At 51.6% G+C, this 13,706-nt stretch carries 18 protein-coding genes and 2 pseudogenes; 11 read left to right on the plus strand and 9 right to left on the minus strand.

Going from position 1 to position 13,706, the window contains the following annotated elements; all coding sequences use genetic code 11:
* The first annotated feature begins 81 nt into the window (after positions 1-81).
* The 10 genes from RC74_RS18680 (at position 82) to RC74_RS18725 (ending at position 6,664) form a co-directional block, all read left to right on the plus strand.
* Positions 82-585 (plus strand): hypothetical protein, encoded by a 504-nt coding sequence (locus tag RC74_RS18680; RefSeq protein ID WP_052275023.1) that lies wholly within the window; start codon positions 82-84, stop codon positions 583-585.
* Positions 582-983 (plus strand): thiol-disulfide oxidoreductase DCC family protein, encoded by a 402-nt coding sequence (locus RC74_RS18685; protein ID WP_236940091.1) that lies wholly within the window; start codon positions 582-584, stop codon positions 981-983. Before RC74_RS18680 ends, RC74_RS18685 begins: the two co-directional genes overlap by 4 nt.
* A gap of 169 nt (positions 984-1,152) precedes the next feature.
* Positions 1,153-1,815, plus strand: a complete 663-nt coding sequence (locus RC74_RS18690; RefSeq protein ID WP_039003732.1) for an SDR family NAD(P)-dependent oxidoreductase — start codon at positions 1,153-1,155, stop codon at positions 1,813-1,815.
* A 71-nt stretch (positions 1,816-1,886) separates the two neighbouring features.
* Complete coding sequence (locus RC74_RS18695; protein ID WP_218918095.1) at positions 1,887-2,369, plus strand: CIA30 family protein; 483 nt, start codon at positions 1,887-1,889, stop codon at positions 2,367-2,369.
* A 130-nt stretch (positions 2,370-2,499) separates the two neighbouring features.
* Positions 2,500-2,760 carry a hypothetical protein gene (locus RC74_RS18700; RefSeq protein WP_039003731.1) on the plus strand — a complete coding sequence of 87 codons (261 nt, stop codon included), beginning with the start codon at positions 2,500-2,502 and terminating at the stop codon, positions 2,758-2,760.
* A 124-nt stretch (positions 2,761-2,884) separates the two neighbouring features.
* A complete protein-coding gene (locus RC74_RS18705; RefSeq protein WP_052275022.1) occupies positions 2,885-3,421 on the plus strand; it encodes a hypothetical protein in 537 nt (178 codons plus the stop codon).
* A gap of 349 nt (positions 3,422-3,770) precedes the next feature.
* A complete protein-coding gene (locus RC74_RS18710; RefSeq protein WP_062628354.1) occupies positions 3,771-4,457 on the plus strand; it encodes a hypothetical protein in 687 nt (228 codons plus the stop codon).
* Positions 4,458-4,791: 334 nt separating this feature from the next.
* Complete coding sequence (locus tag RC74_RS21935; protein WP_082802360.1) at positions 4,792-5,028, plus strand: hypothetical protein; 237 nt, start codon at positions 4,792-4,794, stop codon at positions 5,026-5,028.
* Positions 5,029-5,130: 102 nt separating this feature from the next.
* Positions 5,131-5,874 (plus strand): LysR substrate-binding domain-containing protein, encoded by a 744-nt coding sequence (locus tag RC74_RS18720; RefSeq protein WP_169798756.1) that lies wholly within the window; start codon positions 5,131-5,133, stop codon positions 5,872-5,874.
* A gap of 373 nt (positions 5,875-6,247) precedes the next feature.
* Complete coding sequence (locus RC74_RS18725) at positions 6,248-6,664, plus strand: site-specific integrase (RefSeq protein WP_156477519.1); 417 nt, start codon at positions 6,248-6,250, stop codon at positions 6,662-6,664.
* A 284-nt stretch (positions 6,665-6,948) separates the two neighbouring features.
* On the opposite strand, the pseudogene RC74_RS23890 reads toward RC74_RS18725, so the two are convergent.
* Positions 6,949-7,035 (minus strand): annotated as a pseudogene (locus RC74_RS23890) (IS200/IS605 family transposase); the annotation flags it as partial.
* Between RC74_RS23890 and RC74_RS23790 the strand changes: the two are divergent.
* Positions 7,026-7,121 (plus strand): annotated as a pseudogene (locus tag RC74_RS23790) (DUF6958 family protein); the annotation flags it as partial. The pseudogenes RC74_RS23890 and RC74_RS23790 overlap by 10 nt on opposite strands.
* A gap of 49 nt (positions 7,122-7,170) precedes the next feature.
* Here RC74_RS23790 and RC74_RS18730 read toward each other — a convergent pair.
* The 8 genes from RC74_RS18730 to RC74_RS18765 form a co-directional block, all read right to left on the minus strand.
* Positions 7,171-7,551: a hypothetical protein gene (locus tag RC74_RS18730; RefSeq protein WP_062628355.1), complete on the minus strand. Its 381-nt coding sequence runs from the start codon at positions 7,549-7,551 to the stop codon at positions 7,171-7,173.
* A gap of 32 nt (positions 7,552-7,583) precedes the next feature.
* Entirely contained in the window at positions 7,584-7,955 is a 372-nt protein-coding gene (locus RC74_RS18735) for a hypothetical protein (RefSeq protein WP_156477520.1), read from the minus strand.
* A gap of 225 nt (positions 7,956-8,180) precedes the next feature.
* Positions 8,181-8,309 (minus strand): hypothetical protein, encoded by a 129-nt coding sequence (locus tag RC74_RS23430; protein WP_257722129.1) that lies wholly within the window; start codon positions 8,307-8,309, stop codon positions 8,181-8,183.
* 11 nt (positions 8,310-8,320) lie between these two features.
* Positions 8,321-8,698, minus strand: coding sequence for a hypothetical protein (locus RC74_RS18740; protein WP_062628357.1), 378 nt, complete (start codon positions 8,696-8,698; stop codon positions 8,321-8,323).
* 288 nt (positions 8,699-8,986) lie between these two features.
* Positions 8,987-9,367, minus strand: a complete 381-nt coding sequence (locus RC74_RS18745) for a hypothetical protein (protein WP_062628358.1) — start codon at positions 9,365-9,367, stop codon at positions 8,987-8,989.
* Positions 9,368-9,644: 277 nt separating this feature from the next.
* The gene (locus tag RC74_RS18750) at positions 9,645-11,222 is read right to left on the minus strand and encodes a hypothetical protein (protein WP_156477521.1); all 1,578 of its coding nucleotides are present in this window, start codon (positions 11,220-11,222) and stop codon (positions 9,645-9,647) included.
* A gap of 47 nt (positions 11,223-11,269) precedes the next feature.
* Positions 11,270-12,853 (minus strand): hypothetical protein, encoded by a 1,584-nt coding sequence (locus RC74_RS18755; RefSeq protein ID WP_156477522.1) that lies wholly within the window; start codon positions 12,851-12,853, stop codon positions 11,270-11,272.
* Positions 12,854-13,262: 409 nt separating this feature from the next.
* The gene (locus tag RC74_RS18765; protein WP_169798757.1) at positions 13,263-13,661 is read right to left on the minus strand and encodes a helix-turn-helix domain-containing protein; all 399 of its coding nucleotides are present in this window, start codon (positions 13,659-13,661) and stop codon (positions 13,263-13,265) included.
* Positions 13,662-13,706: the final 45 nt, after the last annotated feature.

Here is a 13,706-nt window from a genome sequence, read left to right on the forward strand (position 1 = left end):
GTCGAAATGGCGGCCTTTTTTCCCCAAAGGAGGCCGCCATTATTATTCTGCACGTCTTAAGAATTAGAGAGATACCCCAAAATGAAACTGTTTTGCGTTCTCACACTCGCTTGCCTCACAGATTCGCAATCCTATGCTGACATTCATTTGGAATTTCTCGAAGGGGCGCCGAAGGACAAATTTGTATTAACGAACGAAGGTTCATGCCAGGTCAAAAACGCCGTAATTAAAATTGACCTTTCCGGTGCGGCTGCTGGGCTGATTTTTGACGTGACCGCCGCGGGGGCCGGAGTGGAGGTTTTTCAACCCCTTGAAATCACATCTGGGGCTGAACATTTTTCAACGATTCCAAAAGTATCAGACGGCGATCAATCTATTACACTTCAGCTACAGAATTTTGGCCCTAACAAAGTTGTGGCATTCACAATCGACGTTGATGACACTACGGGAGCGCGTGAAATCACCGTATCGGACAGCGAATTTGATGGCGTTTCGGTCTCTGCAACGATGGGCGAGCAGCTCTTCTCAGCAACCCTACAAGATCGTTCCGAAGTACGCTTAGATATGGCGGGTTGCATGACGTGATGAAGTCCTCCAATCCGCTCCCCAACAAAACAAAAGTGTTTTTTGATGGAAGTTGCCCACTGTGTTCTGCTGAAATAGGCTATTACCAAACCATCGATAACGCGGGATCGTTCGAGGCGATCGACGTAAACAGCAACGCGTTTCGTGAGCTAAATCTGTTGCCACATAAAACAGCGATGGCGCGGTTCCATGTTCTTTCCTCGTCGAACCAACTCCTGTCTGGCGCTGAAGCATTTAAAGAAGTCTGGCGCGGCCTGCCAAGGTGGAAATGGCTTGCAAGAGGTTCAGATTTCCCGGGTGCTACATGGCTCCTAGAGCGGGTATATCGCGCCTTTTTGGTTACAAGGCCTCTTACGGTCAGGGCGTTCCTTTACTTACGCGGCGAACAGAAGGCGTAGTGATTTTTCGACGTAAATTTATGTGAAGGAAACCGCTATGACGAAGTCGAGATCCAATAGCGTTAATTTACTTATTTTTCTTGCCATTGTTTTCGGAGGGGGCAATCGTGTCGCTTCCTAATGCGGCTATTTTTATACTCAACGGGCCTCAGAAAAGAGAAAGACATCAATGAGCAGAGCTTTAATCATCGGTTCATCTGGCGGTATAGGGAAGGCCTTAAAAGAAGAGCTTGAGAGCACGGGATGCGACGTTGTAGGCCTGTCGCGGACAGAAAACGGACTCGATATAGCCGATGAAACCAGCATAATAAGTGTCACTACAGGACTTAAGGGTACGTTTGATACCATTTTAGTCGCGACAGGTTCTCTTTCGCCGCGAGATCAAGGACCGGAAAAAACTTATAAGGTTTTAGATGCCGAAACTGCAGCTCTTCAGTTCGCGGTAAATTCAATTGGTCCGATGGTGATACTCAAGCATACCGCGCATTTATTACCACGGGATTCTAAGGCGGTTTTTGCAGTTCTCTCAGCGAGAGTCGGGTCGATCGGCGACAATCATCTTGGTGGCTGGTACTCTTACCGAGCATCAAAAGCGGCCCTAAACCAATTTATTCGTACAGCGTCCATTGAGTTGGCGCGCACCCATAAAAGGTCAATATGTGTTGCTCTTCATCCTGGCACTGTCGCGACTGAATTCACCCGAAATTACACAACCCACACGTCCGTTTCCTCATCAGTGTCGTCCAAAAACTTATTGAACGTAATTGACGGCTTAACCCCACGAGAGACGGGACAGTTTTTAGATTGGGCTGGGAACCCAATTCCATGGTGATCATAAACATCCGAGCGATATTTCTGAGAACGACCCTAACTGATAAAACCACCCCGAGTAGGAAGACCAATATGAATCATTTCTTTAAGCGTTATACCGTCGCATTCTTTGTGTTTTTTGCGCCCATGATGGCCACGGCAGGATATACCGTTTTGGAAGATTTCAAGTCACAGCCAGAGACAAGATGGGGATTTTTTACGGATGGCGTCATGGGCGGAGTTTCCCTTGGGCAGGCGTCGTTTGTTGCAGAGAACGATGATGTCCACGCACATATGACTGGAAATGTGAGCACTGAAAACAACGGGGGTTTCATCCAAATCCGCATGGAACTACCGGATGGAGCGCCAGAGGATGCCAAGGGCGTGAGGCTCGTCGTGCGCGGCAATAATCAAGAGTACTTTATCCATCTTCGCACTTCTGGAACACGCCTTCCGTGGCAATACTATCAAGTCGGTTTTGATGTCAGCAACGATTGGAACGAAGTCATGCTGCCTTTCTCCGACTTCAAACCGTCTGGTAGCTTTCTTCGCGCTATCCCTCGGCAAGCAGCTTAAAATCCATTGGCGTAGTGGCCTTTGGGCGAGACCACGAAGCAGACGTCGACATAAAAGAAATCGGTTTTTACTGAGCTTTCATTGCATCATTCGCCAATGGTCTCAACTCTGGTTTTTGCAGCTAGAAATTATGCTGTTATTTTTGCGAGGAGAGCAACTTGAGTTCGGTTGGCCACAACCGAACTCAACAGACGGTGGCCAAGTCATTGGCCTCAAACTGAACGATTTCGACCAGACCAAAGTCGCAGCGTTCTCGATTAATGTTGATGACACCGCCGGTGCGAGCAAAATAACGGTGTCTGATAGTGAGATAGAAGGCGTCCAGTTTTCTACCGAGTTGGCAGTTCAAAGCTTTAAGGCCCGTTTAAGGCACCCAAAGGACTCGTCTTGAAAATAGGGCATACCAAAATTCGACTTCTCGCCAAATGAACAAGTCCGGTTCCTGCCCGTCCCGTCGATAGGTTTGAGCATGCTACGGGCATCCACCAAGAGCATCTTAGGGTTTTTGGCAAGGGATGAAGCATGATGCGCGGTTGGAAACCCTCTTGATCAATGATGACAGCCTGGTCGAGCTTGATTACGGTCAGGCAGGGCTTTTGTTGCTCTATGGCTTAATTGGCGCGACACCGCCAACGGGTGATCTTTATGATCTGACAGAGTATGGCTTCGCGCAAGAATGCCGTCCTGGGATCAAGAAGGTCATTCAAGCCTCGATCAACGCCAGTAAGCCTCTGATCCGTATGCCGAAAGGGATCCGCAAGACCATCCCTGCCAGCAAGTCCTTCAGTGCCACCCTAGCGGCCATTGGGCAACGCCATCCCGCGATCGTTCACCTCTTTGGCACAGGCGTTGGCTTACAGTTGATGCGAACAGAGGCCGACATCCTGGTGGCTGTCCTGTTGGAGCTCAAATCTAGGGATATCTTCGCCCTCCCCATTCATGATGCGATCTTGGTGGAGCCAAGGTATGAGGCGGAGGCAACCGAGGTGATGAAAGTGGTATTCAAAGGACGTGTTGGGCTTGCCCCTGATGTATCGGTTGAGGGCTCCTGAATATCAGCAGATATCACTGGTCATTGATAGGTAGGTTTGGTGATCATAGAGGGTAGTATTGATGAATAAATAGTATTTATTATTATAAATCATACAGTTAAATGAATAGTATTAGGTGAAAGATAGGGTCCAGTGAGGTGTCCTATTAGATTAACTATAGGGTCTCCCCCTCCTCATATATGGGACCCGTATGGGATCAATACAGACTTTCGTATCGTGAACGACTAGGAGTACATTAATACTTTAGGTAATTTTGCAGTTCATTATGAAACTTGACCCTCACCACAAACAGAAACATTAACGTGATAAGACGTTCTATTTTGGGAAGGTCGCAATATGGAGAACAAAAATGTTTAAGCCGGTTCACTTCACAAACCTAATTGGCGGATTCGCGCTATGCTGTTTTGGGTTATTCTCAAGCCCTGTAACTGCACAAATCCAAACGCAAAGCGATATTACCACGCGGATCACCGAAGCCGCGCCTTCGGAGCGGATGTTTGTTAAAGACCAACCCATTTTAGGCTGGCGGCTTGAAAGTGCTGATCTTACGGAATTGCCAGAAGCTATCCAAAACAACCTTGGCTCTGTTGATGCCACGGGCTATGACGCGGCCTATCTCGCAGAGAATGTAGGAAGCATAGTTGCATTGCAGATGACAGGCGATGGCCCAGATTTTTACATCATCGGTCTTCAAACATTTACTGACAGCTATAAAACAGTCTCCCTTAAAGAGGTTTCTGAGAAAAATGCCCGTTTAGTGGAGCGGCTAGAGATGGTGCCAGAATTAGCCAAAAAACTTGCAGCGAATGATCCAAGCGTAGTAGGGGCACTAAAAACCGTCCCGGTCCCAATGATCGCCATGTCAGACGTCGGTTTCGCCATCGCAGAAGAAATCACCATCGAAGCGCCATGGGGGGCACAGACTAAACCTGCCGGACAGGATGCCTATTTGGTCTACGATACCAGTGAGGAACAGTATTACATGGTGAACTCAGGGCAGGATGGCAATCCACTTAATTACGTTCCGTCAGAGTAAGGCACCCCAAAGAGTTTAACGTTTAGGGCCCAGTTAAAGCAATAACGTAGACCAACTGGTCCGCATTATTGTCGAATACTCCGGCGGCAATTATTCCACCCTTTTCCTGGGCCCGTCTCAATCTGAACAACTAATCAACGTAAGCGAGTCACTCGACAAGGCCACACAGTGCGGCGTCGCACAGCTGTTACTGAAAATGGCCAGATCCAAACCATTTCTGTTTTATTTCTCTAACACCGGTTATAGCCTCACGGGTATCAAAACCCCGACCCGACATCCATAAAAACTGAGATATATCAAGCATCTATATAAAAACCTCATGGAGATTATATAGATGCTCTCGACCTTTACCCTCCTCACCCTTGGAAGCACTGCCTTCCGCCTTGGCCTCAATTGGGGCCTCAAGACCAAAACCGACTATCGCATAAGCGTCCCGCAAATCCTGGTGGGAGCCTTGATCGTGCTGGCGGGACTGCCTGACATCCTCAAGCCCATTCCCTTCCCGCTCCCTCTCAGCCTGACCCTGGGTTTCTTCCTCCCTGACCTGCTGCTTCGGAGGGTCGCGCAATGACAATGAACCCCAAACCAGCCCTTCCCCTCCAAAGCGGAATGCGTGTTGTGATTGCCGCCTTCGATGACATCCCTGAACACCTGTTCTTGGTGTCAGAGGTGCATGATGACTGCGTTGGGGGCGTTGCTCTTAGCCCTGACCGATGCGGGCGTTCTAGTACAAGATGCCGCGCAGGATATGTTGCGCAAAATACATCAATTGCAACGTGAATTAGGCAGTATTGAAACAGTCGCCAAGACCCTGATCTTCGCCTCGACGCAGGCGCTTTCCTTTACGTTTTTTCCCGAATGGTTTAGCCGGACTGGTGGCGGTGTTGGCGTGCATTTGCTCGCAGACAATATGGAGGCTTGTGAGCAGATCATGCAGGAGGGCAGCGCGCATTTCTTACTGTGCCACACGCATCCGGCCGCGGAAATGACAATCAATGGCGACCGCTTTCGCAGGCGTACCATCGCGACCGATCAGCCTTTGCCAGTTGCCGCCCCTGATGTTTATGGCACCACGCTATTGCATACTTCCAAAGCTGACATCCAGCTCTTAAGTTTTGACGAACGCTCTGGCCTCGGGCGAATTCTGAGCGCAGGTCTCGGTGAAAAGCTCGCACGTCTGAACCTACGCCCCGTTTTCACCTCGCATGTTGCCATGGCATTGCGAACAATGGCTATTGAGGGCAAAGGGATCGCCTGGCTTCCAATGCGGCTTGTGTCCGAAGATATTGCCGCAGGTAAACTGATGCCACTTGAAGGTACCGAATGGCTACTTGACCTCTTGATCACACTGATAAGGCCTCAAGCAAGGCTGTCCCCTCTGGCAGAAGGGTTTTGGTCGTCTTTAGGCCATGTCTGATACGAGTAGGCTTTTTCACATCTAAAACGAAAATTCTAACATTTGTGTTTAACCGAAACCACCATCCAACCAATGTCAGTCACTCTTAGGCAGGGGCTCGCGGCTTTTTTTTTGAAAAAAATCCGCGCGGCGCACCAAGGACCACTAGCGCTCCTTTTGGAGAGCACGGTCCCGTCATTCCCTGTGGGTAGTATGTAAACAGACAAGCCTTGATCGGTTTACCTAATGAGATCAGCTTAGATGGTGTTGCGGTCGACTTGGTTGATCCCCGGCATGCGTCTATCGACTGCAAAACGGGCCCGGCCAAAGTATTAAGTCGTGCGCTGGCGTGAGATCCATTCCCGTCCATCCGGAGCTCATCAGGCTCGGCTTGTTGGAACTTGTAGCTCTGCGCCGTCAAGAAGGCGAACCACGCCTGTTCCCCGAGCTTGAACGTGGCAAAACAAAAGAAACCTATTCCGAATTATTCACCAAAGAGTTCACGAAGTACCGACAGAAGAACAATGTGTATTGGCGCGGACTGGATTTCCATGCCTTGCGCACGACCGTCCACCATCAATTGATGGACAACGGAGTTCCTGGATACGCAAAGCGACGTCTTTTGGGGCATGAAGCCTTAGATGAAGGTGAAAAATCGTATGCTCAACATGGCATATCAATCTCCACCCTATTTACCGCCGTCTGCGGACTTAGCTATGATCTTTCTGGCATCCGAAGTCCTTTCGAGGGTCAGCAGCTCAATGAGCTGGAGAACGTGGTGAGCGTGAACGGCCTGAGGGTGATCAAATAGGTTTTTTCGAGTTCTCCGCCGTATACAACAAATCGGGCACGAGAGTCGGTGCGGGGGGAACCACGTCAAAAAAACAAATTCTGGCCACACACGCTTCGACATGTTCATTGAGACACTCTGCGGAACTAATCCAAGCCTCACGCGCCTATTTTGCGTTTTGCGGCCCGTATTCTAATGCTCGGGTTGTACCAACTGAAACCGCTCCAACACCCCCTTGAATGGCCGAGTTCAGAGCGTGAACGATCCGCCCTCACCCTAAGGAATCAACACAATTGACTAAACGACTACCGTCTGGCGACGGTAGGATTACGGATGTGATTTTCCAGGTACTGAAGTACAACATCCTCTGTGATCGCCCCGTTGGTGGTTGAAAGCCGTGCAGCTTGATCTTGAAGCCAAGGGCATTATCGCCCGTGCCAAAGGTAGCCCAGTGCGGCTTTATCGACTGGAACCCTAATCGTCGCCTCTTTGAGGAAGCCGCTCACCCGCGACTTCCTCAACAATGCTCAGAAATTTGCGTTAACATTTTCGAGCAATCGCCGCGCCGCTATTCTGGCCCGGGCTTGCTTACGAACAAAATCGAAACTTTCCCATTGCAAGATAAACCGGCGGAGGTCTTCCAACGCATTGTTGAACAGATATTCCTCATGCTTGCAGACATCGAGGACTCGATTTCCGTAGCCTGGACGTAAGTCATTGGCTGCGCTTACGAGCGCTGACCCCATAGCGGAGATGCATTCATCATCCTGCGTCTCAAAGACCTCCCCGCACTCCAGTCGCTCCAAGGTCTGCAGAAGAGCACGACGATGGTAGCTCTTCAGAACCGGCCCAGATTGGGCATAATCTCTCCCAAATGCCTGACCCGAGTTAATTGCACGCGCAACCATCACCTCGAGGCTCTCCTCGCGTCGGATATTACTCACGCTGCCACCTCACCAGCTTGCTCACCACCCACAGGCATGGTTTGCTCATAGCCGTCGATAAGGGCACCCACCGCCTCTGTCAGAAGACAGATTTGCCATACGATCGGATCTTCTGGATCAATCATTGCACAGTAGCCAGCCTCCTCTCGATCGAAGTCGGCGACATGCTCGAGGCCCAGGAGCCCATGCAGCCAATTCAACTCGCGGAGCAGCCGAACCTTGCCGTTCGGAGCCGTGAGCGCGCGGCGAAAGCGTTGCAGTCGCATTAGAGCGACGGAACCACCAAGTAGCAGAACCGCGTTTTGCAATTCCATGTCGTTTTGTGCGATAAAAGCCTTTACCGCAGCGAGAAGTTGTTTCCGATTCATGCGGAAATCCTCTTTTTCAATGCCGCCCAATTGGCGGCTCAAGCACCCCGGCACGGGTTCTCCTTTGTACCTCGCGGGGTGTCATTTACTCGTATTCGGCAGGTCATTTTTTGTTTTCTTGCGGCTCACAAAGAGGCCGCGAGAAATACAAAATATACTGACAGTCTCAATTATTATTCTTTTCCCCCTGCCCGCGTATGGGCCAGCGGTACGCGGTCTTGCAGCTTACACGACCATCTCGGTCGCCATGGGGCCGATGAGACCAAGAACGCACGACAGGAACGGCGGCATGGATACACCCAGCCTCAAATTATCGAGTTGAGTTTCTATTTGCCTTTCGGAGCTATAATGCATCGAGGCCTCCTTCACGCTGCCATGTCGAAATGGAAGACAGGCGCATTCGAAGCGTTATCGATAGCGCGCATATGATCCATCAGCCCATCGGTTAAGAGACATATCTCTTCGACCACCGGATCGTATGGGTCGATTCTGGCAAAAAGACCGTGTTCCAGCCTTTCCGGATCCGCGACGTAATACAAAGACAGAACCTTGTGTAACTCAACCAAGTTACGTTTTGAACTTCGGGTCAATGTCTGGTTCGATCTGAGATCATCGCACAAAGACTGAATGCGCCGCAGCGCAGGGCCTCCCCCCAATAGAAAGGCTGCGTTTCGCAGCGGTTCGTAATTATGGGTGAGGAATGAGCACAATCCTTTGATTGCTGTGGTTTCTTGATACGTCATTTGAAACTCCTTTTGGTTTTCGTGGTGTGACGGACAAGAGGCTCAGGCGGGGTGTCGGGTTCTGTTTCATGTCATCTTGCTTCCTTTTTTCTGGGGGCTGACAGAGCTTTTCTGCGCATTCTCACCAAGAAGAATACGCAGAAAAGTTCGCATCAATCCCCATTTCCTATTGAGGCGTGCGGGCCGACTGCACGCAGATTTCCATTGATTTCGACTATAAAACGCGGGTTCATTGCAGCGTTTCCTCTTGCGGAATCGCCGCATAGACCAAACTCGGCTTGGCTCGTATCAGGCCGCGAGGTGATGGTCCTTGGGCGGCAATTCGTGCTCCGCATCGATCTGCGTGAGAATGCCATGGAGCCCGTATTTGAGTAAGAAAATGCCTTCGACAACAGGATCCGCAAGGTCGCTATCGACGAGATATCCGCATTTTCTGTTTTCAGGATCAGTGACGTGGCGCAAGCTCAGGAGATCATGGAGGGTCTGTAGTTCACGTTTCAACTGGCGTGTTAAAACCGTACCCGCGCAAACATCTTCGAGCAGATTTTTAGACCGGTTGAACGCCCGTTGGCCGCCGAGAATAAATGATGCGGCCCCGATGACCTCCCAATTATCTTGCAGGAAGCGATTTACGGCACACAGGTCCGCATTTTGACGGTAATCAAACATTTGGAATGTCTCTTTTTAATGCCGCCCTATTGACGGCTCAAGCGCGCGGTATGGGCCTTTCTCTCAGACCACGCGGGGTATCCCTTACTCTTTTCGGCAGGTCGTTTTTTGTTTTCTTGCTGCTCACAAAGAGGCAGCGAGAAACAAAAAATGAACTGCCATATTCCTTTCATACTTTCCGTCCCCCTCGATCCTCGCATGCAAATAGCGAGCGGATCGCATACTTAATCACATTGCATTTGCCTCCACGATGAAACGTGTTCGATGCTGCCCGCTGTTACCCCTGTAGGGATTTCTCGATCGCACTCAGGTTCTTGAAGGCCTGTGCCCTGCGATACCGGTCGGCGTTTACCTCATAGAACTTCTTGCTTGTCGCATGCGCATGCCCGACGAGTGCTTGTGCCACTTTCGCATCGAGACGGTCATCAAGGGTACAGTAATCGTAGATCAACGTGCGAACGATGTGGGCACTATGGCCCGTGTGCTCGGTCATATTACGGCGCAACCATTCACGCTCATAGCATTTCCAATCGCGTGCAGGGTTGGCAAAGAGTGCGGTGCCGACGCGTTGATCGTAGATCTTCCAAAGGTATGCCGGGTCCGTGTCCATCAATAATGTGGCATCGAGGAAAGGTGTCAGGCAATCCGCTAACCGACCGGTTATCCGCGTGCCGGTCTTGGAGGTTTCCAAGTCGACGCGCCAGCCCTCACTATTGCGACTGAACTCTCTCCCTATCTTGCCCTGACGCAAGTCCAGGGCCCGAATGGGCAATTTGCAAAGAAGAGCGATGGCGCCAGCCAGAGTGTAGTCACGCCTGCGGTTTCGGATGTCGTTTTCCAAAGGAGCCTGCTCAAGAAGCACGCGCGCTGTTTTGGCCAGATCAATCAAATCGATCGGCACACGCGCCAGTTTGATTTCCTTACGCTTCAGATCCGGTTTGGCCTCTTTCTTGAGCGCCCAATGAGTTTCCACCAAAGCATTCCCGATCTCGGCGGCGTATCCTGCGCGCTTGGCAAAATACCCGAGAAAATCGCAATAACCAGCTGCGGAGATCAGCGTGAGATCGCTCGCAACCAAATCTTCGGCAAAGGCCGTCGCGGTTTCCATAGTGAGCGCGAGCTCCAATTCATGTTGTTTCGCGGAACGCAGCAGGCGCCGAATGGCGCTCCCCATCACTTTTATGCGCGATTGAGAATAACCGCCGAGTTCTCGCGGTGTGCGGCTTATGGCTTTCATTTGCGAAAGAAAGGGTTCCGGTAGATCACCATACGCTGGCTTGTGCTTCACGCCCTTGGCGGTGCTGCGCCGCTTACGCTGAGCCGCCTGAAGAATCCGGGTGTCCGGGTTTCCCGGGTCAATCGCAGTCATGAATGCTGCCAATCCACGAAAGTTACCTGGATCGGCGCGAAACTCCGCAGCATGTTCTAAAGACAGATGCGTCACCTTATTGCGATGCCGCAACCAGCGATCCGCCAGCCGAATTTCACGCGCACTGATATCTTCCTCAAGAAGCATCGGCAGCATTGCGCGATACGGTCCCCAGTGAGGCGCGCGCAGGACCAGTTCCACCGGCCGTCGGTCAGTTGCGCCACTTTCCAGCGCCCAATCTACGCCTTCTTCCGTTTCATAGGCGTAGTGACGCAGAAGTGTTTTGAAACCGGATATTGACGATGGCGTCCAATTCGCTGCTTGAAGACGCTGGATCATCGCCTCCGCTGTTTCAGCAGATAGGGTCATGGGAAGTCTGTTCATTTGTGCGGTCTCGGCGAGACAGCGTAGGGCGGATGATGCATTGTCTCGCCTCTTTTGTAGCGCCGGAGCGCAATGGGCGCGCCCGGTGTCGATATCCGCCAAAAAACGACGCATCTTGGTGGGCAGGTGTGTCTCACTTATATCGAACTTCATAGCCGCACCGCTTTCTCGAGCGCAGCATTTACAGATGTCATGCCATCCATACCGCGTTGAACCTGCGCTGCGACATCAAGGAAGGCATAGGTGCGGGCCACGGTTTCCGGGTGATCGCCCAGAAGGGCGGCAATCACATTGATGTCCGATCCAGGCTCATTCCAAAGGATCGACGCGATCGCATGGCGCACCTGATGGAGGTTCATGTAGTGATCGACCGAGGCGGTAGCGAAGCGCCAGGCCACGTTTAGCCGTGAATAGCCAGCCCCTCCCAACAGAAGTGTCGGATCCGAATTTTGCAGCCGCCCCATAACGACAGGCCGCGCAGCCTTGAGCCACCATTCCAGAATTGCACGCGGATCGACAGCCCCACGCCGCGCAATCTCCGCCGTGAGGGGTTTGTTGTTCTTGATGATGTCTCGCGGCAGCGCAAAACTTACCAATTTGGTGCGTTCAGGCAGTCTGACATGCGCATCCGGCCCCTCGACGGTCAATTGTATTACCGTATCTGCACGAACTGGAAGGAACGTCAGCACCGCCGCCGCGGCAGCGGCCAATGCCCAATGTGCCGCTTGCGCTTTCTGGTTATGCGGCAGCATGTCATAGTCGGCAATCATAGGTGCAGCCTTTTCATGGAAAAGGCGCGCTAATGAAAAGAACTTGGCTTTGCGAACATCCGATTTCAGCAGACGTTTGCAGAAAGCTTGATTGTTCGCTGTCATGCCATCCCAATTCTGGAAATACGTGGCCTGAAAGAACTCTGTTTGTTCAAGTTTCAGCTCGGGATTAAAACGCCGCAGGAAGCGGAACGTACCTTCCAAGTTTTTGCGAACCGTCGTTTTTTCAAGTGGCTTCCAGTAGTAGCCACCCGCTACTTCCGATTCGAATGCCGCCAGAATATGGCCCAAGGTGGCAAACTCCTTGGGGTCAGGATCCTCGTCGAGGCTCAGGAAGTCGAGCTCAACCATGCAGGAGTAGAACCAGTTTGCAACGTTACGCGCGGCTTTTACGGTACCCTCGCTACACGGATCCCTGAGTTTATTTTTGAGCAAGCCGCCATAGGGGACGCCCTGGCGCAAATCGGCCTCCATGTCCGATATTGCCTGTTTCAGTTTTGGTGGAAGAGCCGGTGATATCCGTTGTTTGGTGACCATCGGGATCTCCTCGATTGCTCCCGGAAGAAGGCCAGCCGGAAGATCGTGATCCAGATCCAGCAGTTTGTTAATGATCTTCGTCGCATTGCGCATCGCCGACCGCTGGCTGGCCGTGGCAGTCTGCATCCATGAATGGATCAAGCCCGCCGTCAGCTGATGCGGCTGGCGGTTGTGCTCCCGCGCGAAGTTCCGCAATACAGTCACGGCCACAAAGTCAGGGTGCTGGATGCCCGTGCCTTTACGGGCCGGATTGATCTGCGCCGATAGTGCCTCCAACAACAGAGACCAGTCATCCTCAATGTTGAGCAGGAGATCGCGCTCGCGACGCTTGCCGGATACGTGATCCATCAGGCTTTTTACATTCGAATGCCATGCTGAGAATTGCTTGAAAGATTTAAATCCTTCCGGCGCATCTTTATTTTGCATGTGGCGCCGCCAGCGATCCGCAAAGACATCCGCATCGACGGAAATCCGCGAGAGGTCACAGTTATAGCCTGGCAGACGGGCACATTTGCGGGCTGAACCGCGCACCTTGGCGGCATTTGCCGGCGAGTAGGGCAAGTCGCCCGCGTCCAGAGTTTCGACAGCTTGTAGTAAGTTCATATTTGAGTTCGCTCCTTGTTTTTGTTTGCGAAGCGGGTCGACCTGACCCGAAGAGATTTAGGTTGATGGCTTTAGATTTCTTGGATGCGATTTGAGGTCCTTTTTTCGAATTTCGGCATTCGAAACACGAAGTGAGGAAAAGGACCGCAAAGAGTCGATAAATGACACTCTGTGGACCTTTGCCTCACTTTTTTCGGTTCGGTCCAAGACGCGGAATTCGGTTTTTGGCACCTCAAAACTCACTCAGAACCTCCTGAATTGCGAACATGTGAAACCGTACGGACCCTCCCAGCCGGAAGCTTGGCAGGACACTTTCGCGCGCCCAATTGCGAATGGTGGCCGGCGTGCAGTTGTAAAGCTTTGCGAGGTCATTCGCCGTGGCGAGAGGTTCAAGAAGATCGCTGTGCTGCGACAGATCTAAGGCGGAGGCGTGGGAGACCCCCTCAACCCGCCAGATATCAAGTATGCTGTAACGCGCGCGCTTCCAGGGCGCGGGGACAGGTGATAGGTGGTGTTTCCGGATGATATTTCTGACTGTGTCAGCATCCATCTGCCACCGCTTCGCAATTTGTGATTGCGAAAGTGTCGGGAGGTTTGATGTGATGCGCGCAGCCGCGCGTAGATTTGTCATGTTTTGTTTCATGACAAGGACATGGGTTCGCTTCCTCAAACGAGA

The organism is Falsihalocynthiibacter arcticus (genome assembly GCF_000812665.2).
Taxonomy (GTDB): Bacteria; Pseudomonadota; Alphaproteobacteria; order Rhodobacterales; family Rhodobacteraceae; genus Falsihalocynthiibacter; species Falsihalocynthiibacter arcticus.

Bases quoted from the DNA above. Each gene is read 5' to 3' on its own strand.
- RC74_RS18680 (WP_052275023.1), top strand. From the start codon at position 82: ATGAAACTGTTTTGCGTTCTCACACTCGCTTGCCTCACAGATTCGCAA.
- RC74_RS18690 (WP_039003732.1), top strand. From the start codon at position 1,153: ATGAGCAGAGCTTTAATCATCGGTTCATCTGGCGGTATAGGGAAGGCC.
- RC74_RS18695 (WP_218918095.1), top strand. From the start codon at position 1,887: ATGAATCATTTCTTTAAGCGTTATACCGTCGCATTCTTTGTGTTTTTT.
- RC74_RS18700 (WP_039003731.1), top strand. From the start codon at position 2,500: ATGCTGTTATTTTTGCGAGGAGAGCAACTTGAGTTCGGTTGGCCACAA.
- RC74_RS18705 (WP_052275022.1), top strand. From the start codon at position 2,885: ATGAAGCATGATGCGCGGTTGGAAACCCTCTTGATCAATGATGACAGC.
- RC74_RS18710 (WP_062628354.1), top strand. From the start codon at position 3,771: ATGTTTAAGCCGGTTCACTTCACAAACCTAATTGGCGGATTCGCGCTA.
- RC74_RS21935 (WP_082802360.1), top strand. From the start codon at position 4,792: ATGCTCTCGACCTTTACCCTCCTCACCCTTGGAAGCACTGCCTTCCGC.
- RC74_RS18720 (WP_169798756.1), top strand. From the start codon at position 5,131: ATGATGACTGCGTTGGGGGCGTTGCTCTTAGCCCTGACCGATGCGGGC.
- RC74_RS18730 (WP_062628355.1), bottom strand. From the start codon at position 7,551: ATGGTTGCGCGTGCAATTAACTCGGGTCAGGCATTTGGGAGAGATTAT.
- RC74_RS18735 (WP_156477520.1), bottom strand. From the start codon at position 7,955: ATGAATCGGAAACAACTTCTCGCTGCGGTAAAGGCTTTTATCGCACAA.
- RC74_RS23430 (WP_257722129.1), bottom strand. From the start codon at position 8,309: ATGCATTATAGCTCCGAAAGGCAAATAGAAACTCAACTCGATAATTTG.
- RC74_RS18740 (WP_062628357.1), bottom strand. From the start codon at position 8,698: ATGACGTATCAAGAAACCACAGCAATCAAAGGATTGTGCTCATTCCTC.
- RC74_RS18745 (WP_062628358.1), bottom strand. From the start codon at position 9,367: ATGTTTGATTACCGTCAAAATGCGGACCTGTGTGCCGTAAATCGCTTC.
- RC74_RS18755 (WP_156477522.1), bottom strand. From the start codon at position 12,853: ATGCAAAATAAAGATGCGCCGGAAGGATTTAAATCTTTCAAGCAATTC.
- RC74_RS18765 (WP_169798757.1), bottom strand. From the start codon at position 13,661: ATGACAAATCTACGCGCGGCTGCGCGCATCACATCAAACCTCCCGACA.